The sequence below is a fragment of the Faecalibacterium sp. An192 genome (genome assembly GCF_002160175.1).
Lineage (GTDB): Bacteria > Bacillota > Clostridia > Oscillospirales > Ruminococcaceae > Faecalibacterium.
In genome coordinates, this window is record NZ_NFKB01000010.1 from 1 (window position 1) to 18,201 (window position 18,201).

General features: G+C 59.4%; 15 protein-coding genes, 1 tRNA gene and 2 pseudogenes. 13 read left to right on the plus strand and 5 right to left on the minus strand.

Features of this window, described 5'->3' with window-relative positions:
- Positions 1-133: 133 nt before the first annotated feature.
- Positions 134-496, minus strand: a complete 363-nt coding sequence (locus B5F27_RS04780; RefSeq protein ID WP_087365191.1) for a helix-turn-helix transcriptional regulator — start codon at positions 494-496, stop codon at positions 134-136.
- A 272-nt stretch (positions 497-768) separates the two neighbouring features.
- Between B5F27_RS04780 and B5F27_RS16470 the strand changes: the two genes are divergently transcribed.
- The 4 genes and pseudogenes from B5F27_RS16470 to B5F27_RS17130 all read left to right on the plus strand — a co-directional run.
- The gene (locus B5F27_RS16470) at positions 769-978 is read left to right on the plus strand and encodes a hypothetical protein (RefSeq protein WP_144064147.1); all 210 of its coding nucleotides are present in this window, start codon (positions 769-771) and stop codon (positions 976-978) included.
- A 336-nt stretch (positions 979-1,314) separates the two neighbouring features.
- The gene (locus B5F27_RS04785; RefSeq protein WP_087365103.1) at positions 1,315-1,602 is read left to right on the plus strand and encodes a helix-turn-helix transcriptional regulator; all 288 of its coding nucleotides are present in this window, start codon (positions 1,315-1,317) and stop codon (positions 1,600-1,602) included.
- Between the two features lie 390 nt (positions 1,603-1,992).
- On the plus strand, positions 1,993-2,238 hold the full coding sequence (locus tag B5F27_RS04790; protein ID WP_087365193.1) for a hypothetical protein: 246 nt from the start codon (positions 1,993-1,995) through the stop codon (positions 2,236-2,238).
- Positions 2,235-2,380 (plus strand): annotated as a pseudogene (locus B5F27_RS17130) (DUF3847 domain-containing protein); the annotation flags it as partial. The gene B5F27_RS04790 and the pseudogene B5F27_RS17130, both read left to right, overlap by 4 nt.
- 315 nt (positions 2,381-2,695) lie before the next feature.
- Here the strand turns inward: B5F27_RS17130 and B5F27_RS17135 are convergent.
- Positions 2,696-3,028: pseudogene (locus tag B5F27_RS17135) on the minus strand (hypothetical protein).
- Positions 3,029-3,112: 84 nt separating this feature from the next.
- Here B5F27_RS17135 and B5F27_RS04800 point away from each other — a divergent pair.
- From B5F27_RS04800 to B5F27_RS04810, 3 genes are all read left to right on the plus strand, one after another.
- A complete protein-coding gene (locus B5F27_RS04800; RefSeq protein WP_087365105.1) occupies positions 3,113-3,778 on the plus strand; it encodes a DUF6551 family protein in 666 nt (221 codons plus the stop codon).
- Positions 3,779-3,801: 23 nt separating this feature from the next.
- Positions 3,802-4,032, plus strand: coding sequence for a hypothetical protein (locus tag B5F27_RS04805; RefSeq protein ID WP_087365107.1), 231 nt, complete (start codon positions 3,802-3,804; stop codon positions 4,030-4,032).
- Positions 4,033-4,125: 93 nt separating this feature from the next.
- Complete coding sequence (locus B5F27_RS04810) at positions 4,126-5,607, plus strand: site-specific integrase (protein WP_087365109.1); 1,482 nt, start codon at positions 4,126-4,128, stop codon at positions 5,605-5,607.
- Positions 5,608-5,663: 56 nt separating this feature from the next.
- Here the strand turns inward: B5F27_RS04810 and B5F27_RS04815 are convergent.
- Positions 5,664-5,739, minus strand: a tRNA-Ile gene (locus B5F27_RS04815).
- 784 nt (positions 5,740-6,523) lie between these two features.
- Between B5F27_RS04815 and B5F27_RS04825 the strand changes: the two genes are divergently transcribed.
- From B5F27_RS04825 to B5F27_RS04845, 5 genes are all read left to right on the plus strand, one after another.
- On the plus strand, positions 6,524-7,828 hold the full coding sequence (locus B5F27_RS04825; RefSeq protein ID WP_087365111.1) for a family 10 glycosylhydrolase: 1,305 nt from the start codon (positions 6,524-6,526) through the stop codon (positions 7,826-7,828).
- 116 nt (positions 7,829-7,944) lie between these two features.
- A complete protein-coding gene (locus B5F27_RS04830) occupies positions 7,945-8,493 on the plus strand; it encodes a hypothetical protein (RefSeq protein WP_087365113.1) in 549 nt (182 codons plus the stop codon).
- Entirely contained in the window at positions 8,490-9,422 is a 933-nt protein-coding gene (locus B5F27_RS04835) for a DMT family transporter (protein WP_087247501.1), read from the plus strand. The genes B5F27_RS04830 and B5F27_RS04835 overlap by 4 nt, the downstream gene beginning before the upstream one ends.
- A complete protein-coding gene (locus B5F27_RS04840) occupies positions 9,415-9,963 on the plus strand; it encodes a YgjP-like metallopeptidase domain-containing protein (protein ID WP_343214629.1) in 549 nt (182 codons plus the stop codon). Before B5F27_RS04835 ends, B5F27_RS04840 begins: the two co-directional genes overlap by 8 nt.
- A 20-nt stretch (positions 9,964-9,983) precedes the next feature.
- Positions 9,984-11,480 carry a polysaccharide biosynthesis C-terminal domain-containing protein gene (locus tag B5F27_RS04845; protein WP_087365117.1) on the plus strand — a complete coding sequence of 499 codons (1,497 nt, stop codon included), beginning with the start codon at positions 9,984-9,986 and terminating at the stop codon, positions 11,478-11,480.
- Between the two features lie 962 nt (positions 11,481-12,442).
- Here B5F27_RS04845 and B5F27_RS04850 read toward each other — a convergent pair.
- Positions 12,443-14,539: an AAA family ATPase gene (locus B5F27_RS04850; protein WP_087247507.1), complete on the minus strand. Its 2,097-nt coding sequence runs from the start codon at positions 14,537-14,539 to the stop codon at positions 12,443-12,445.
- A 261-nt stretch (positions 14,540-14,800) separates the two neighbouring features.
- On the opposite strand from B5F27_RS04850, the gene pulA reads away from it, so the two are divergent.
- Positions 14,801-16,756: a type I pullulanase gene (pulA, locus tag B5F27_RS04855; RefSeq protein WP_206422992.1), complete on the plus strand. Its 1,956-nt coding sequence runs from the start codon at positions 14,801-14,803 to the stop codon at positions 16,754-16,756.
- A 91-nt stretch (positions 16,757-16,847) separates the two neighbouring features.
- Here pulA and brnQ read toward each other — a convergent pair whose 3' ends face one another.
- Complete coding sequence (gene brnQ / locus B5F27_RS04860) at positions 16,848-18,197, minus strand: branched-chain amino acid transport system II carrier protein (protein ID WP_087365119.1); 1,350 nt, start codon at positions 18,195-18,197, stop codon at positions 16,848-16,850.
- Between the last annotated feature and the right edge of the window lie 4 nt (positions 18,198-18,201).

Genomic DNA, 18,201 nt, shown 5'->3' on the forward strand with positions numbered 1-18,201 from the left:
AGACTGGCCTGGCTCCGCTCTCGCTTCGCCAGGCCAGTCTTTGATTCGCTTGTTCTACCCCTTGCAGGCCTCTTTTTTGTACTGTCCGCACAATATGGGGCGGTTCACCCCCACCGGCTTGTGTTTTATTTTATCAGGATGAAGAATCCGCTTGATCTGTGGATTTGTCCATAAGTTTTTTTAGTTCATGGGAAAGCGTACGTGTTGCGTTTAGTAGTGTTTCTCTGGCTTCAGATGGACAGGAAAGGTAGAGCTGACGCATTTCATCCGCAGATTTATCTTCTCCATCCGAGGAATTTAATAAGGCGTCGATAGAAAGATCCAGAACTCCTGTTAGCGAGCGAAGAATCTCGAAGGAAGGATTTTTGACTCCCTTCTCAATCAGCTGCAAATGCTTCAAAGAAATGTGGCTCTGATCTGCAAGTTGCTGCTGGGTCAGTCCCTTTCTTTTTCGTACAACCCTTATATTATACCCCAATTTTTCCAACACAGTCATAAGCATTATCGTCCCCTTACAAATAGTTTATCGTACTTATAAAAGCATTGGAATAACATTTTAGTTCTCAAAAATAAGTATTAAAATGCTCTTTTCATGCTTTGTGGCAAAATTACCAAAAATCAGCCTTGATTTTTTACATTTAGAGAGGGGGTAAAAATGCCTTTTTTTGTCACGGATAATAGAAGAGGTCTTTTTTCTACTGCGATTTAATTCGATAGAGTAGTAAAGACTTCGCTTCGTTCAACCGTTCAATATGAGGAGGTACCATTATGAGTGAAGTTCTGCGAGCGGATTTAAACGTCTCCAACTGCCCCCGATGTGGCACCCGACTGATGTGTGGAAAAATTATTGTCACTGGATTGCATAAATGCTCCAGGTGCAATCGCCACTGGGTGATCCAGATGGAAAAGAACAAGGTCACTGTGACGAGGGCATCCCTACATTTCGAAAAGCCTGAAGAACTTGAAAGATTCGCCTGATTCTTTCGAATCTCATGAAACGAAAACTGAATATGGAATGAGACATACCGTATCTGCGTCGAATTGGGTATAGCCCTCAGGGACGGAATTCGGGAGTCAAAAGTTTGTTCGATAGGACTGAACCGGCTATAGGCCGGACGAGACCGGCAGACGGAAGCGATTTCCTTAGGGAAATTGCGGCTGTCTGCCGGCCTTTTTATTTGCTTTCTGGTTGTCGCTTCCGTCGCCCCGCGGGAGTGACAGATGCGCCAACACTGGGAAACGTACATCGCCAAATACCCCTGACCTTCGGATTTTGCACGTCTATACACGCGTCAAAATCTGGAGGATACCCCTATGCGCTTCGATCCTGTTGAATGCGGAAAGAGAATCAAGTCCCTGCGTGAAGAAAAAGGTTATACCCAAGTTCAGCTTTCGGAAACTATAAGAATTAGCTTTGATCATTTAAGAGCAATCGAACATGGCAGAAGAACTTGCTCTATCGAATTACTGGTAGATTTACATATTTTGTTTGATGTGTCGTTGGATTATCTGATTCTTGGAAAAACTTCACAGTTGGACGCGGTTAAAACAGAATTGCAAAGAGCTGTTGAAATAATAGAGAAAGTTAAACGCGAGCTATAAAGAGTGTGACAATCTGTCACAGTAAACTGTGACAACCAGTCACTCCCGCAACGAAAATTTCTAAGGTATCATAGAGTCACAGCAAGGGCCTCCCCAAACGGAGGACAAGCCCGAAGCCAGCGGACCTTGAAAAATGAATAAACAGCCTTCTGGTACTTCCAGACAATGATACTTCCGTAACTCGCGGCCCGGCCACAAAGAAGGCGGGGCGGCTGAAATGCCGATGGAGCGGTGCAAATCCGCCGCCAGAAGGTTCCCAATCCTCCCCGGGGCGTCGAGGACAAATGGGGGAAGGAAACCCAAACAAGATTTCGGCCCGCCGGCTGGAAAAAGCTTTCCAAACTGGCGGGCTTTTCTAATATCCACAATACAAAGAAACGGAGGTCAACGATGAGCCGTAGTTACACGCGCAATCTGAATACCGTATCTCTCATCACGCTGTGTCCGGTCTGCCTGCATTCCTTTCAGGATGCCAAGCGAGCGACATTGCGCCGCGCAGACCTGCGCCAGCGCAACAAGGACACTTGTACTTACTGCCAGACCCGTTATGGGTTTGACTACTATGCCCAGCCTATGGTTCACAGAGACCCGAACCGGAGGGAGGCGAAGGTGTATGCTTCAGCAGCTCAGGATTGACCGCCAAGATTGAGGACGGGAAGAAGAAAATCCGGCAGTTTGGGAACCAGGAAAAATGTTACGACAGAAGTTGTCCGTTGAGGAACGCAAGGCGAGAAACCACAGGCTGATCGTCCGGGCTGCGAGTTACGGAAGTATCATTGTCTGGAAGTACCGGTAGCTCATGGGTAAAAGAAAGGAGCAGCCGTTTCGTGGTGGAAAATAGCTGCTCTTGGTGAATGGATTTAGTTGTTTAAGCGGGCGGCAAACGCCGATAAATGAGAATCTAACGAAGTAGATCCCCTAACTGAAACAAACCACTACGGACGCTCTCTCCCGCCCCCTCGATAGCACCTGCTATAATGATTACGGCAACTATAATCGCCGCTGCGATAATAATTTTACCGATTAAGTATTGATACTCCTTCATTTTTTACCTCCATTAATTCCGATTTGTCGCTTTGTTGTTTTAAGTAAATTATACCATAAGGCTGTGAACAAATCTACAACATTTCAATCTGTCAACAGCAGTGTTCTCTCTGGCAAACTGCCGCGCTGCTTCCCGCCGTTCCTCACTGTATGGGGTGGCCAGACGGAAAGAGAAGCGTCCTTTCTCAACGTCAAACTCCATGCAGCCCGTTTCCGGGTCTGCGTCGGTCTTCTGACAGATCGCCGGACGCCGAATAACGGCGGCTGTATGCAAGCAGACGCTTTTTCAAGGCGGTGTTGTGGGTGCGGATATGGATATGGGGGCTTTCTCGTCAAACCGAATATCGGCGGGCTTTTCCCGCTTGGTAAGCCCTGTTCTCATGCAAGCTCTTTTTCAGACCCCCGTTACGCAATAAGGCATTTTTCGGGTGTTTTCTCCGGCTCTTGGCTGTCGGACACGGCTTAGGTGGCCGAGTTCAACGGCGTCATTGTCAACCCGCCCAAGGTCAGCTACCGGGACGGGAGGTACATCGTGATCGACGGCCAGCATACCATCGTGGGCCTTAAGACCCTCAACGGCGGCAATGACTTGCCCATCCTCTGCCGGGTCTACGTTGGTCTGACCAAAGAGGAAGAAGCTCTCGTGTTTGCTCAGCAGACCGGCGCATCCACTCCCCTTTCTGCGGGTGCGAAGCTGCGGGCCAAGCTGGTGGGCCAGGATGCCGAGTCCCACGCTTTCCTGGCCGCCACCGAGGCGGCGGGGCTGCAGCTGGGCACCGATCATGTACGGGCCAACCGCAAAATCATCTGCGTCAGCACCGCCCTCAAAGAATTCCGGCAGTATGGCCCGGACATCTATATCGAGAGCCTGCGGGCCATTGCCGAAGCCTGGGACGGCGACCCCGATTCCCTGCGGCCGGGCATCATCCAGGGCGTGATGCGCTTCATCGCCCTCTATAAGGATGAATACAAATATGACCGTCTGGTCAAACGACTGGCCACCGTCTACCCCATGAAGCTGGTCCGCGACGCCGACGCCATGAGCGGGGCGGCGTCCTACCGGTACATGATGCAGGTCCTGAAGCTGTATAACGGATGCAGCAAAAAGAATATGCTGCCGGTGAAGTTCTGAGAAGTTGGATTGGAGGTAGCATCATGTACGAGAATCCTGTTTTGAACGAAGCGGCCCCTATCCAGGTGGAAGAAGTGGTGCTGCCCCAGATCGTCAGCATCAAGCAGGCCAGCCAGCGGATGGGGCTGCCTGTTTACTACGTTCGCCGCCTGTGCAAAGAGGTGCCGGGGATGGCGTTCCAGTCCGGCGTCAAGTGGTATGTCAACCTTGGAAAAATGGCGGAATATTTCAACAACGGAATGACCTCTGCCTGATTTGTCAAGGATGCCGGCGCGGTTGGCGGCATCCTAAAAATTTACGCTGCAACCTGTTATACTCACCATGACAGAAGAAAGGAGGTTACGAGTATGGCTTCTGTAAAACTGATCGAACCCAAGAAAAAGCCCAAGTATTTCCAGCTCACCGCCATTGTCATGGTGAATGGAAAATCGGAGCGGCGCTATGGCCGCTTTGACTTTGACCCTACCGAGCTGAAAACGGCCCGCCAGCGCCTGGCAGCGGCGAATGCGGCGGCAGTGGAGTTTGAGCGGGAGCAGCAGGCTCAGATCGACAAGGAAATGGCTGGCGGCGGCAAAACGTTCGAGCAGATGGCAAGAGAGTACATTGACTCCAACCGTTCTTTGTTGGAGCCGTCCGCCCGCCTGAAAGGCGATGCTGAACAGCACCGGAATAAGGCGAATACGACCCGTAATAAGAATGGCTACCTCAACAAAATCAGAGGCTATCCCCAGTTCGCACAAAAACCGATCGGCACCATCACCAAGAAGGATTGCGACCAGGTCCTCCGCCTGTTGGAGAAAGGATGCACCCGGGTCTATCAGCGGGCGACGCTGAAACCGGGGGCCAAGGCGTACAAGACCATGTCCTGCCCCAAAATCGCAGAATTTTGCACCATCAAAGAAGAAACGGTGGAAAAGTCCTTCCGCGGGGAAAGCGTCTCGCTTGATTCCGCGCAGCAGATTGCAAAAGCGCTGGGACAGGAGGTTGAGACTCTCTTTGAGGTAGAGACGGACGAGCGGCCCATCACCCAGAAAACCATGCGGGAATACGTTCTGTTTATCCGTGCCGTGATCAACTACGCCAACGAGAACTACAACGTAGACGCCAAGCCGCCCCAGATACGGGCCTGCGGTAAGAAAGGAAAGAGCGTGGACTGCCTGCATAAAGACGAGGTGGAGCGCCTGCAGCAAACGCTAAAAGAGTGCTCCCTGCTGGAGCGGGCGATCATTCTGTCTTTGCTGAATACCGGCGTCCGCCGCGGAGAGCTGGCCGGACTGACGTGGCAGGATGTGAACTTCAAGGAGTGCACCATCCACATTTCCAAGTCTCTGCTGGTCTTTCAGAATTTCGGCTACCAGCTCACCGCAACCAAAGAGAACAATGTCCGGGATGTGGACGTTGCGCCGGAATTTATGGCTTTCCTGGAGGACTACTACCGGCAGTGGAAAGCTCAGAAAAAGGTGATGGGCGCGGCCTGGCAGAAAAGCCTGGATAGAAAATCGGCCAAGTATGCTTCTTCCCTGCTGGCTCTGCGAGGGAATGACTTTGTGATCTGCAACGACCACGGCTTCCCCATCAACCCGGATAGCTACGGCAGTCTGGTGCGGCGGGTCGGCAAAAAGGCGGGCATCGAAGGGCTGCACCCCCACATGTTCCGGCACACCTTCGTCAGCATCCTGTTGTCCAACCCCAACATCGGCATCGCCACAGTGGCGGCGGAAGCGGGCCACGCCCAGCCCAGCACAACGCTGGCGATCTATACCCAGGTGTATGACCGCCGCCGCGAGGAGATACGCAAACAGATGAGCCAGGAACTGTACAGCGAATAAACAATTTCCGCCAAAAGGCAGAAAGAAAAGCACGAAACGCGATGTTTCGTGCTTTTTGGTGGGCCAGGCAGGATTCGAACCCGCGATAACCCCGTTATGAGCGGGGAGTTCTGACCGCTGAACTACTGGCCCTTATGGAGATGAAGCTGGACCTGCGAGGGCGCATTCGGATGCCCTTCGTAGGTAAAAAGTAGGTGAAAACACTTTTTTGCCGTTATGACGGCGAGAAAACGACGAATATGCGGATGTTTTGGAAGCGCCGGACGATAAGACCAAGCGGTTATGAGCCGCCAGCTCTGACCAACTGAGCTACTGGCCCGCAAATGCTTTGCATATGCTGTAACAGGCGGTTTGCAGTGCACTAATAAAATTATTATAGCAGATTTGTGCTCAAATGAAAAGACTTTGGCTCGATTTCGCTCTGTGGAAAAAGCGCACATAAAGGCGGGATTGTGGTATAATAGCTGCAAAAGCAGCTATTTGACCAAAAGGTGCACGCTTCGCGTGGATCGATTTTTGTCCGCTTCGGCGGACACGGTATAATAACCGCTAAGGCGGTTATTTGACCAAGAGGTGCACGCTCCGCGTGGGTCAGTTTTTGTCCGCTTTGGCGGACACGGTATAATAGCTGCGAGGGCAGCTATTTGACCAAAAGGTGCACGCTTCGCGTGGATTGGTTTTTGCCCGCTTTGGCGGACACGGTATAATAACCGCTAAGGCGGTTATTTGACCCAGAAGTGCAGGCTCCGTGCGGAGTGGCGTTTGTCCGCCTGAGAATACAGGAATGGTGCGGCGATCGAACCCATTCATTTCGGGAGAAAGTTCACAGAACAGCATCCGGGCGATGCGGCCCGGTCAGAGAGAGCGGAGGGGTTGGGATGAAACACAACAAGCTACAGTACAGGGAGGCGGTCTGATGCCCCAGACGAAAAACACCCGAACCACCACCCGGACGGCCCCTAAGGGCCGGACCCGGGCCCGGAAAAAGTCCGGGGGTAAGGTAACCCGGCGGGCTTTTTTGGTGGGAGCCGGGGCGGCGGCCGTGGGGGCGGGAGCCCTCTGGCTGAGCCGGCAAAGCTGGATGGCAGGCCCTGAGTCCCGTTCTTCCGGGCCGGGGGCCGGAGAATACCGGGCCATGTGGATCAGCTACATTGAGCTTCAGGGGATGGACTATGCCTCGGCGGAGGGGTTCCGGGCCCAGGCCGCCGCCATGATGGACAACTGTGCCGCCCTGGGGCTCAATACGGTGCTGGTTCAGGTGCGGCCCTTTGGGGACGCCCTCTATCCCAGCGCCCTCTATCCCTGTAGCCATATCTGCACCGGCACCCAGGGGGTGGACCCCGGCTTTGACCCGCTGGACATTCTGTTGACCGAGGCCCACAACCGGGGCCTTTCCCTGGAAGGCTGGATCAACCCCTACCGGCTGCGGGCGACGGCCTCGTCGCCGGCCCAGCTGGCGGCGGAAAATCTGGCCAACACCCACCCGGAATGGGTGGTGGAGGTCAACGGCGGCCTTTACCTCAACCCGGCCATCCCCGAGGCGGCGGCCTATGTGGTGGAAGGGGTGGCTGAGCTGGTGCGGAATTATCCGGTGGACGGGGTGCATTTTGACGACTACTTCTACCCCACCACCGACCCTTCCATTGACGCGGCTCAGTTTGCCGCCAGCGGCGCCGCCGATCTGGCCGGCTGGCGGCGTCAGAATGTCACCGCCCTGGTCAAGGCGGCCCACGACGCCGTCAAGGCCAAGGACCCCACTCTGCGGTTTGGGGTCAGCCCCCAGGGCAACCCCGACAACGACCTGAACCAGCAGTACAGCGACGTTTACGCCTGGCTGGAGGCCTCCGGGGAGGAGGCCGTGGTGGATTACCTCTGTCCCCAGCTGTACTGGGGCTATGGATACCGGCTGTCCAGCGGGTCGGACCGGTTCGCCTATGAGAACATCCTCCCGGAATGGCTGGCCATGCCCCGGGGATCTGCGGCCCTGTACATCGGGCTGGGGGCCTGGCGGATTGGGGACGGCGACGGCGGCTCGGACGAAAACAGCGTGGCACGGTGGTCCACCGGGCGGGCGCTGGCCGATCAGGTGGCGGACCTGCGGGCCCAGGGGGCCGGGGGTTATGCCTTGTACCGGTACGGTTCCCTGTTCGGAAATGAGGCCTGGCCCCAGCTGGCCGGGGCCGAGTGCGCGGCCCTGACCGAGGCAAACGCCCCAGAATAAGGCCGGAAAAGGTTGTGTCTAAGAGGAAAATGCGGTATACTAACAAGAAGTGATTGGAACACAACCACCAACGAGAATGAAAACAGGGCAAAGCGGCGTCTCTGCCCGGAGGTCTTATGGAACGGAAAACAAAGATGAAACGGTTTTTTGCGCTGGTGCTGGCGGCGGCGCTGACCCTCAGCCTGGCGGGATGTGAGAGCATCAAAAACGGGGTGGCCAGCCTGATGGGCTTTTCCAACACCGCCCAGGAAGAGGACACCGAAAACTGGGCGGCGGCCACCACCGATCCCATCATGCTGCCCGAGGGCACCGATTCCACGGCCCAGTGGGCCAACGTGGTGTCAAACGGCACCCTCTACGGCATTTACAATGGCATCTGGAAGCGGAACACCGGTTATTTCCAGGTGGCGGGGGATACTCTGACCATCACGGCCTGCGGCACCGCCGAGGGCGTCCAGGAGTACAAGCTGGCATTGTGGAAAAAGGTGGACGGCGGGGCCCAGTATGTGGACGGCTCCACCGGCTATATCCGCACCGACGGCACCAATTACCGCTATACCATCACCGGGCTGGACCCGTCGGCCCAGTACCGCATCACCGTCTCGTACGACTCGAGCCGGTATTATCTGTACGGGATGTTTGCAGCTGAGGGAATTGTGGGATGAAAGTACAAACAAGAAACACCTTTTTGCTGGTGCTCTGCGCCCTGATCTGGGGCCTGGCCTTTGTGGCCCAGAGCGCCGGCTCGACGTTGGCGCCCTTCGCCTTTCTGGCCTGCCGCAGCTGGCTGGCCATCGTGTTCCTGTGGCCCCTGTGCCGCGTCTTTGACGCGGTCCACCGCCGCCGCGGGGAGCCCGCCGGCCCGCCCCAGGGGGAGGCCCGCCGTGTTCTGCTGCGGGGCGGCCTGATCTGCGGCACCTTCCTCTTTGCCGCGTCGGCGGCCCAGCAGATTGGCATTACCCTCAACCCCTCCACCGCCAAGGCCAGCTTCATCACCGCCATGTATGTGGTCCTGGTGCCGGTGGTGGGGCTTCTGTTCGGCCGCAAGAGCCCGGCCCAGATCTGGGGCTGTGTGGTTCTTTCGGTGGCGGGCCTCTACCTGCTGTGCATGCAGGGGGGCTTCGGCGGGGTGGAGCTCAGCGACGGCATTCTGCTGCTGTGCGCTGTGCTGTTCACCTTCCAGATTGTGTCGGTGGACCACTTCTCCCCCCAGGTGGACGGCGTGCGGCTGAGCATGCTGCAGTTTCTGGTGGTGGCGGTGGAGAGCACCATCGCCTCCTTCCTCACCGAGACGGTGACCCTGGCCGACATCACCGGCGCGGCTCTGCCGGTGCTCTACTGCGGCATCCTGTCCAGCGGCGTGGGCTATACCCTCCAGATTCTGGGCCAGCGGGATCTGAACCCCGCCATTGCCAGCCTGGCCATGTGTCTGGAGAGCGTCTTTGGCGCCCTGGGCGGCTGGCTGCTTTTGAGCCAGAGCCTCTCGGTGCGGGAACTGTGGGGCTGCGCTTTGATTTTTGCCGCCGTGGTGGGCGCTCAGCTGCCGCTGGGCCGCCTGATCCGGCGTCCGGCCCGCAGCAGCCGTGGTGGCTAAGCACGAGACAACCCAGCTGCGTCAGGCCGGCGGCATCTGCTACCAGCTGACCCGGCGAAGGGTGAAAAATCTGAATCTCCGGGTCCGTTCCGACGGCACCGTGGCGGTGAGCATCCCCATGCGGGCCTCCCTCCGCCAGGCGGATGCCTTCGTGACGGCCCATGCGGAGTGGATCCAACAGGCCGTCCTGCGCCAACAGCGCCGGGCGGCCCGTCCTCTGCCCGACCGGGCCGCGGCCCTGGAACATTTCACCGCCCTGAGCCGGGCGGTGTTTCCCTCCTTTGCCGAGGCGCTGGGGGGACAGATGCCGGTCATCAAGGTCCGGGCCATGACCAGCCGCTGGGGCGTCTGCGTCCCCGCCAAACGGCAGATTACCTTTGCCCTGGCCCTCTGGAACGAGCCCGCTGCGGCCCAGGAATATGTGGTGGTGCATGAATTCTGCCATTTCCTGGTGCCCAACCACAGCCCGGCCTTCTGGGCCCAGGTGGAACAGCGGATGCCCGACTGGAAAGCCCGCCGCGCCCTGCTGCGGGAGGAATAAAAACCGGGAGGTACAAATCTTTGGAAAACCGTCGTGTCCCCCAGGAGGGACAGAATAAATACAGCAAGCTGGCCGGCAATACTCTGATTTTTGCCATTTCCAGCTTTTCGTCCAAACTGTTGACCCTGATTGTCCAGCCTTTCCTGACCTACGCCATGCGGGACGTGGAGAGCATGGGCATTTCCAAGCTGCTGAGCCAGTGCGCCAACCTGCTGATTCCCTTTGTGTCCATGGGCATGAGCAACGCCATCATCCGCTTTGGCCTGGACCGCGGCAACAGCAAAAAGCAGGTCTTTACCAACGGCCTGTTGACCATTCTGCTGGGCTATGGCATTCTGCTTTTGTTCTGGCCGCTGCTGCGGCAGGTGCCGGGCGTGCAGGGGTATGAGATTTTCCTGTGCGTGTATGTGCTCACCAGCTGCCTGCGCACCCTCTGCACCCAGTTCATCCGCAGCCGCGAGATGAACCGTCTGGTGGGCGTGGACGGCGTGCTGTGCACCTTCGCCACCCTGATGTTCTATGTGCTGTACCTGGTGGTGCTCAAGCTGGGCGCCGAGGGCTACCTGCTGGCCATCATCTGCGGCGACGTCACCAGCAGCCTGTTCCTGTTCTTCACCGGCAAGCTGTGGCAGTACATTGATTTCAGCTACATCAACCGCGCCCTCTGGAAAGAGATGTTGCGGTTTTCCCTGCCCATGATCCCGGCCCAGATCAGTTTCTGGATCATCAATGCCTCGGACATGTTCTTTGTCAACGCCATGTGCGGCGGCATCCAGGGCCGCAGCGGCGCCGAGTGGAGCGGCCTTTTGTCCACCGGCTATTTCCTGCCCACCATCCTGAGCACCCTGGGCACCATCTTCTACGACGCCTGGCAGCTGTCGGCGGTCACCGAAGAACAGGACCGGGGCCGCTTCTTCACCACCGTGTTCCGCAGCTATTCCAGCGTCATGTTCTGCTGTGCGGCGGGCATCCTCTGGCTGTGCCGGCCGGTGATGCTGGTCATGAAGTCCAGCTATTTTGATGCCTGGCAGTTTGTGCCCTACCTGACCCTGGCGGCGGTGTTCACCTGCTTCACCCAGTTCATGAACAGCATCTACGTGGTCTACAAGCGCTCCACCCACAGCCTCTACACCATGCTGGCGGGCGCCGTGGCCAACTGCATCCTGAACTATCTGGGGATTCTCTGGTTTGGCCCGGTGGGCGTCACCTATGCCTCTTTCCTGTCCATGGCGCTGGTCTTTGTGCTGCGGGCCATCGACAGCCGCAAGATGATGGATCTGCGGCTGGAGCCCATGCACGTTCTGGTGAACGTGGTCTTTCTGGTGATCGAGGCGGGCATCACCCTGGCGGAGGTGCCCTGGTACGGCCTGTGGACCGGCCTGCTGTGCGCCGTGGTCATCCTCTACAATTTCAAGGGCGTCTGGGCCATGGGCCGGGTCATCCTTCCCCGCCTGCTGGGCCGCCGCGCCGCCCCCTTCGTCGCCTTCCTGGACCGTTACTTTTTTGAAAAAAAGTAACCCCCGCTTTTTCCGCTTTTTCGAGAAAAAGCTTGGCAAAAAGCTTTTCACATGGTACCGCTGACTGCTGTGGGCCTCACAAACCCCTGCCGGCGGCGAGGTCTCAGCCGCTTTAGGAGGTTCCCGGGCTGCGCCCCGGTACGATGCAAGGCTCAAGCAGAATCTGATTTTCTCTTTTTGAGAAAAAGCAGGCAAAAAGCTTTTCACCTGGTACCGCTGACTGCTGTGGGCCTCACAAACCCCTGCCGGCGGCAAGGTTTCAGCCGCTTTGGGAGGCTCCCGGGCTGCGCCCCGGTACGATGCAAGGCTCAAGCAGAACCTGATTTTCTCTTTTTGAGAAAAAGCAGGCAAAAGCTTTTCACATGGTACCGCTGACTGCTGCGGGCCTCACAAGGCCCTGCCGGCGGCGAGGTTTCAGCCGCTTTGGGAGGCTCCCGGGCTGCGCCCCGGTGAGTCCAAAGTTTTGCGAGGCCGAATCTGTCTTTTATTTTGATGTGCTGTTTTCCAGTAGATGGGAAAGCTCCATAAGTACAAGATCTCCGCTCCTGCTTCCCGCAGGGGCGGGGATTTTTGATTTTATAGAGCTTTTGCGGAGGCCTGAAAACCAGGTTTGAGGTGGTTTGCATCGTACCGTGCCGCAGGCACAAACGCCGGGTGCGAGCCGGAACATAACGGCCCCGCGGAACCTTGGGAGACCCGGAGAGTGTATGGTACACAGTGAAAAGTCTTTTGCATCCTTTTCTTCTAGAAAAGTAAGGGGCTTGACGCAGAGAGTAAAATCCCTTAGAATAGGAGCAGGCCCTGTGGTGGGGCCTACAAAACTTTTGTTTTGGTGCGGGAAAAGGCCCCGGGTCAGCTGTCCCTTTCGGGACGGTGGGCTCGGGGCCTTTTCTATGGATACGAAAAACAAAAAGCCCCTGTCCGGCCGGCGCATGCCGGGGCAGGGGCTTTGGCGTTGGGGGTTAGTCGTCGTCCAGATCCAGGTCCCCGGGAAGAATCAGATCCAGGGGCGCGTCCGGCTCGGCCACCAGACGGCGGCTCTGGTTGTAGATGGCCCGTTCCAGGGTATTCCGGGCCAGGCGTCCGTTGCCGGCGGTGCGGCTGTCGGCCGCCTGCCGCCGCTGGTAAAAGCCCAGCAGCGGGAAGGTGCACTGTTCGTCCAGACGGTATCCCCGGGCCGACGCCAGCGCGGCGGTGATGTCCAGCAGCTGGTCGGCGGTGTAGTCGGGGAACTCAATCTGGTTGGGGAACCGGCTGGCCAGGCCGCTGTTGGCGGTCAGGAACTGCTGCATTTCTTTGGTGTAGCCCGCCAGAATCACCACCAGATCGTCCCGGTGGTCCTCCATTCCCTTCACCAGGGTGTCGATGGCCTCCAGGCCAAAGCTGTCCTGTTCTCCGCGGTAGAGGCTGTAGGCCTCGTCGATGAACAGCACGCCGCCCAGGGCGCTCTCGATGACGCTGTTGGTCAGGGGGGCGGTGTGGCCAGTGTACCGGCCCACCAGGTCGCCCCGGCTCACCTCCACCAGCTGGCCGCCCCGCAAAGCGCCGATGGCTTTCAGATACCGGGCCACCAGCCGGGCAATGGTGGTCTTGCCGGTGCCGGGGTTGCCGGTGAAGATCATGTGCATGGACAGGCTGGCGGTCTTCATTCCCGCGTCGGCCCGCCGCTTCTGAACCTGCACGTTGTCCGCCAGGCCAAAGACGTATTCCTTCACTTCTTTCAGGCCCACCAGGGCGTCCAGCTCCCGGCGCACCTCGTCGATGTCCCCGTTCCAGGCCGGAGGCAGCAGGTCCAGCAGAGGGGCCGGCTCGCTCTTGTCGATGGAGAACCGCAGCACCCCGTCCTGAACGTCCAGAGCCACGCTTCCCTGGCGGAAACTGTCATTCCGCAGGCAATACTCGCTGAGGGCCCGGAACATCTGGTCGCAGCAGGCGGCCAGACCGGCGGCCCCTTCCCGTTCGGTGGTGAAATCCGCCACATAATCCCGGACGTCGGCCCCGGCGGTCAGGGTCAATTTCAGCTGGCGGAGGCAGCGGCGGGCCAGCTCGTTGATCTGCTGGGCCGCCAGGGCCTGGAGATGGTCGGCGGTAAAGGGCTGGGTCTGGCACACATCCCCGATGGCCGACACAAACCCGGCCCCCAGCAGGTCCGCCATGGCGTCCCGGCCCTTGTGGGAGAAGAAGATCAGATATTTTCCCTGGGGGGTGATGCGGCTGACGGCGCCGGGCGCCAGGGCGCTGCCGGCATCCACCAGAATCCCCTCCCGGTTCACCAGATAGCGGGAGGTCAAAGGCGCGGAACCCTTCACCGCCAGGCTGGCCAGGGTCTTGAGGAAGGCCGGGCAGCACCGCTCGTAGTGGTCAAAGAGAACCATCTCCCCCGGGGCGTACAGGGCGGCGTACAGGTCCTGTAAAAAGAGCCGCTCGGCGCCGGGGTCGGCGTAAAGGGCCAGATCCATCCGGGCGGCCTGGTCGCTCTGGAGCAGGCCCCGGGCCGCCATCAGGCGGGCGGTCTCGGCCAGGGCAAAGTGGCGTCCCGTCCCGCTGGGGCCCCACAGCAAAATCACATTCCGTGCCCGGGGGCCCGAAGTCCCCAGCACAAAGGGCCGCCGCATGGCCCGCACCAGGGCGTCCACATAGGCGTCCTGGCCCAGAACCGTCTTTTTCACCTCGGCGGCCAGACCCTCAAAGCTTCCCATGTGCTCGACCGGGGTGTCGGAGGTGCCCCGGGCCAGCAGCCCGTCCGCCTCCATGTCCCGCAGAAGCTGGCGGCTTTCCTCCAGGGCCTGGCGGGTGCTGCTCTGGTCCTGGGCCCGCAGGGCGGCATTCTGCTTTTTCAGGAGGGCGTCGAGGGTTTTCTGCTGTTCCTGCAGGGCTTTGTTCAGGTCAGGCATCCCGCTGGCCCGGGCCGGACGGGGTCCCGCGGCCTTCCCTGCCGGCTTTCCCGACGGCTTTGCGTCCTCTTTGGCGGCTTTTTCGGCCGTGCCGCCGCTGCGCACCCGACCCTGTGAGCCGAATACACTGTTCATCAAACTTTCCCAGTCGTCGTTGTAGCCCATAGCACCCTCCGGTTGTTCTTTCTCTGTTGATTCAAGTATAGCGGGTGCCGTGGTTTTTTGCAAGCGGCAGCCGCGGGCAAATCCGGCCCTTTTGGGCAGAATGTCCAAATCCTTGCAACAAAATGCGGATTATATAGGAATAGCTCTTGCAATGCGGCCCGGTGTCCTTTAAAATAAAGATATCATAGAATGCAGAGGGAACAGGCCGGCCTGCGGGCCGGTCTGTCCCTCAGCGCAGTTGACAGAAGGATGTGACGAGGTGTGAGCGTAAAGACCCCGAAAAGCCTGAGATCCTACTACGACAGCGAGAGGTTTGAGAAGGATTCCCTTTACGACGGGCCCCTGGGGCCGGACTATTCCCGCGAGGGGACCCGGCTGCGCCTGTGGGCCCCCACAGCGGAACAGGTCATGGTCAACCTCTACCGTCAGGGGGACAAGGGTTTCTGCATCGGTTCCCTCGCCATGGAGCGGCGGGAACACGGCTGCTGGACCATCTACCTGCCCGGAGACCAGCACGGGATGTACTATACGTTCTCGGTGCGGGTCAACGGCCAGATCCGGGAAACCGGGGACCCCTATGCCCGGGCGGCGGGGGTCAACGGCCTGCGCAGCATGATTGTGGATCTGCGCCGCACCGATCCTTCCGGCTGGCAGTTTGACCGCCGGCCGGTGATCCCGCCCTCCCGGCGGGTGATCTGGGAGGTCAGCGTCCGGGATTTTTCCTGGGACCCCAACGGCGGGTTTGCCCGGCCCTGGCGGGGCAAATATCTGGCCTTCACCCAGGAGGGCACCACCCTGGCGGGGGACAACGTCTTTCCCACCGGGCTGAATTACCTGCGCCGCCTGGGGGTGACCTACATCCAGCTGATGCCGGTGTTTGATTTCGGCAGCGTGGACGAGGCCCGGCCCCTCCGGCTTCAGTACAACTGGGGCTATGACCCCACCAACTATAATATCCCCGAGGGCAGCTACTCCACCGACCCCTATCACGGGGAGGTGCGGATTCATGAGTTCAAACAGATGGTGGCGGCCCTCCACAAGGCGGGATTCGGCGTGGTGATGGACGTGGTGTACAATCACATGTACCGCCACGAAAACGTCCTGAACAACACGGTGCCCTACTACTTTTTCCGCCAGAATCCCGACGGCACCTTCTCCAACGGCAGCGGCTGCGGGTGTGAGTTCTGCTGCGAGCGGCCCATGGCCCGCCGCTATATGATTGACTCCATCCTCTACTGGGCCAGAGAATACCACATCGACGGCTTCCGGTTTGACCTGATGGGCCTGTTTGACGTGGAGACCATGAACGAAATCCGGGCCGCCCTGGACAGACTGCCTCGGGGCAAGGAGATTCTGATGTACGGCGAGCCCTGGCAGGGCGGCCAGAGCATGCTGCGCCGGTACGAGGCCAACAAGGCCAACCTGCAGATGCTCAGCACCCGCATCGGCGTGTTCAGCGACGACACCCGGGACGCCATCAAGGGCAACTGCTTCGATGCCCGGGACCCCGGCTATGTGGAGGGAAAACAGGGGGCTTTCTGGGATATCGGCGCGGCGGTGGGGGCCTGGTGCCTCCACGACCGGGTGAATCCCCGGGCTCCCAGTCAGATCATCAGCTATGTGTCGGCCCATGATAACCTGACCCTCTGGGATAAGCTGATGGCGGTTCGGTTCAAAAAGCCCGACTACAACGCCAGCCCCGACGTGATTGTGGCCCAGAACCGGCTGGCGGCGGGGATTTATCTGACCTGCATGGGCACGCCCTTTATGCAGGCCGGCGAGGAATTCGCCCGCACCAAAAAGGGCATCAAGAACAGCTACCGCTCCCCTGCCTCCATCAACCAGCTGGACTGGAGCCGGGCGGCCAGCTTCCATAGTCTGGTGGACTATTACCGGGGGCTCATCGCCCTGCGGGCCCGGTTCCCCCGGCTGGGGGACGGCAAACTGGAGAGCGCCCATGCCGTCGAATTCTTCTCCCTGGAACCGCCCCTGGAGGGCTGGCATCTGGAGGCCGCCGACGGCGACGCCGCCGCCTGGCCTGAAATCGCCGTGTTCTATAACCCCACCGGCAGCGAGGCCACCGTTTCCCTGCCCGAGGGCCGGTGGCGGCTGCTGTGCGACGGCGTTTCCTCCAGTCTGTGGCGGGGCGGCGAAATCATCCGTACCGGCAGCACCGTCCTGCTTCCCTACAGTGCAACCATCCTGGGCGCAGTCTGAGGGCGCCCTTTTCCCCTTGTGCGCCCCTGCCCCATTGAAAAAAGCCCCGCATCTTGCTGAGAGGATGCGGGGCTTTTTTGACGTTTTCAGATCAGGCGCGGGCCGGGCGCAGGAAGTGGAGGGCCAGGCCGACGGCCAGACCCGCGGCGGCGGGACAAACCCAGCCCAGACCCAGAGTGAACAGGGGCAGATACTGTCCCACGGCCTCCAGGAAAGGTTTCAGGCCCAGAGCGGTCTGGGCCCCGGCGGGCAGGGCGTGGAGAAAGTCCACCACCGCCGCCGGCAAAGTAAAGGCGGTGACGCAGGCGTAAACCCGCTGGTCGTTGCCGAACAGGCCCCCGGCCAGGGACAGCAGAATCAAAGTGATGGCCAACGGATACAGGAACATCAGCACCGGCGTGGCCCAGGCCAGAATGGTTTCCAGGCCGAAGTTGGCGGCTCCCAGAGAGAACAGCGAGAAGCTCACCGCCCAGACCCGATAGGACGGGCCCTTGGGGAACAGGGCGCAGAAGGTCTCGGAACAGCTGGTGATGAGGCCCACGGCGGTTTTCAGGCAGGCAAAGGTAACGGTGACCGCCAGCAGCACCGCCCCAAAGGAGCCGAAATAGTGCTGTGCCATGGTGAGGAGCACCTCGCCGCCGTTGGAGGCGGTGGGATAGAGGGCCCGGGTCTGGGCGCCAGCCACCGCCACCGCCAGATAAATAACCCCCATCAGGCCGCAGCCCAGGCAGCCCGCCAGGACGGTGTTGGCGGCGATGGCTCCCGGCTCGGTGACGCCCAGGTCCCGGATGACGTTGACCACCACAATGCCGAAGGCCAGCCCGGCCAGGGCGTCCATGGTGTTGTAGCCCTCCAGGAAGCCGCTGACAAAGGCGGACTGGGCATAGCTGCCCTCGGGCGGCAGGTCGGCGATGGGGCCCATGGGCTGGACCAGAGCGGTCACCAGCAGAATGGCCAGGCAGATCAGAAACAGGGGGTTCAAAACTTTGCCCACCCAGGTGAGGATCTTGCCTGGCCGGAGAGAAAACCACAGCACCGCGGCGAAAAACACCAGCGAGAACACCACCAGAGCACCCTGGGAGCCCTGCCCGCCCAGAGCGGGCACCACGCCCACCTCAAAGGGGACGGTGGCGCACCGGGGAATGGCGAAGAAAGGCCCGATGGTCAGATACAGCAGGCAGGTGAAAAACAGGCCGTAGGGCTTGCCCACACGGCTGGAAAGGGAGGCCAGGCCGTCGCACCGGCTGATGCCCAGAGCGGCGACGCCCAGCAGAGGCAGGCCCACGCCGGTGATCAGCAGGCCGGCCGATGCGGTCAGGACGCTGCCACCGGCCAGCTGGCCCATGGACGCGGGAAAAATCAGGTTGCCCGCGCCAAAGAACAACCCGAACAGCATACTGCCCACCGCCGCCAGCTGGCGGAAAGAAAGGTTCTTTTTCATCCAA

Coding starts and splice junctions, on each gene's coding strand:
- B5F27_RS04780 (WP_087365191.1), bottom strand. CDS start 496: ATGACTGTGTTGGAAAAATTGGGGTATAATATAAGGGTTGTACGAAAA.
- B5F27_RS16470 (WP_144064147.1), top strand. CDS start 769: ATGAGTGAAGTTCTGCGAGCGGATTTAAACGTCTCCAACTGCCCCCGA.
- B5F27_RS04785 (WP_087365103.1), top strand. CDS start 1,315: ATGCGCTTCGATCCTGTTGAATGCGGAAAGAGAATCAAGTCCCTGCGT.
- B5F27_RS04790 (WP_087365193.1), top strand. CDS start 1,993: ATGAGCCGTAGTTACACGCGCAATCTGAATACCGTATCTCTCATCACG.
- B5F27_RS04805 (WP_087365107.1), top strand. CDS start 3,802: ATGTACGAGAATCCTGTTTTGAACGAAGCGGCCCCTATCCAGGTGGAA.
- B5F27_RS04810 (WP_087365109.1), top strand. CDS start 4,126: ATGGCTTCTGTAAAACTGATCGAACCCAAGAAAAAGCCCAAGTATTTC.
- B5F27_RS04825 (WP_087365111.1), top strand. CDS start 6,524: ATGCCCCAGACGAAAAACACCCGAACCACCACCCGGACGGCCCCTAAG.
- B5F27_RS04830 (WP_087365113.1), top strand. CDS start 7,945: ATGGAACGGAAAACAAAGATGAAACGGTTTTTTGCGCTGGTGCTGGCG.
- B5F27_RS04835 (WP_087247501.1), top strand. CDS start 8,490: ATGAAAGTACAAACAAGAAACACCTTTTTGCTGGTGCTCTGCGCCCTG.
- B5F27_RS04850 (WP_087247507.1), bottom strand. CDS start 14,539: ATGGGCTACAACGACGACTGGGAAAGTTTGATGAACAGTGTATTCGGC.
- brnQ (WP_087365119.1), bottom strand. CDS start 18,197: ATGAAAAAGAACCTTTCTTTCCGCCAGCTGGCGGCGGTGGGCAGTATG.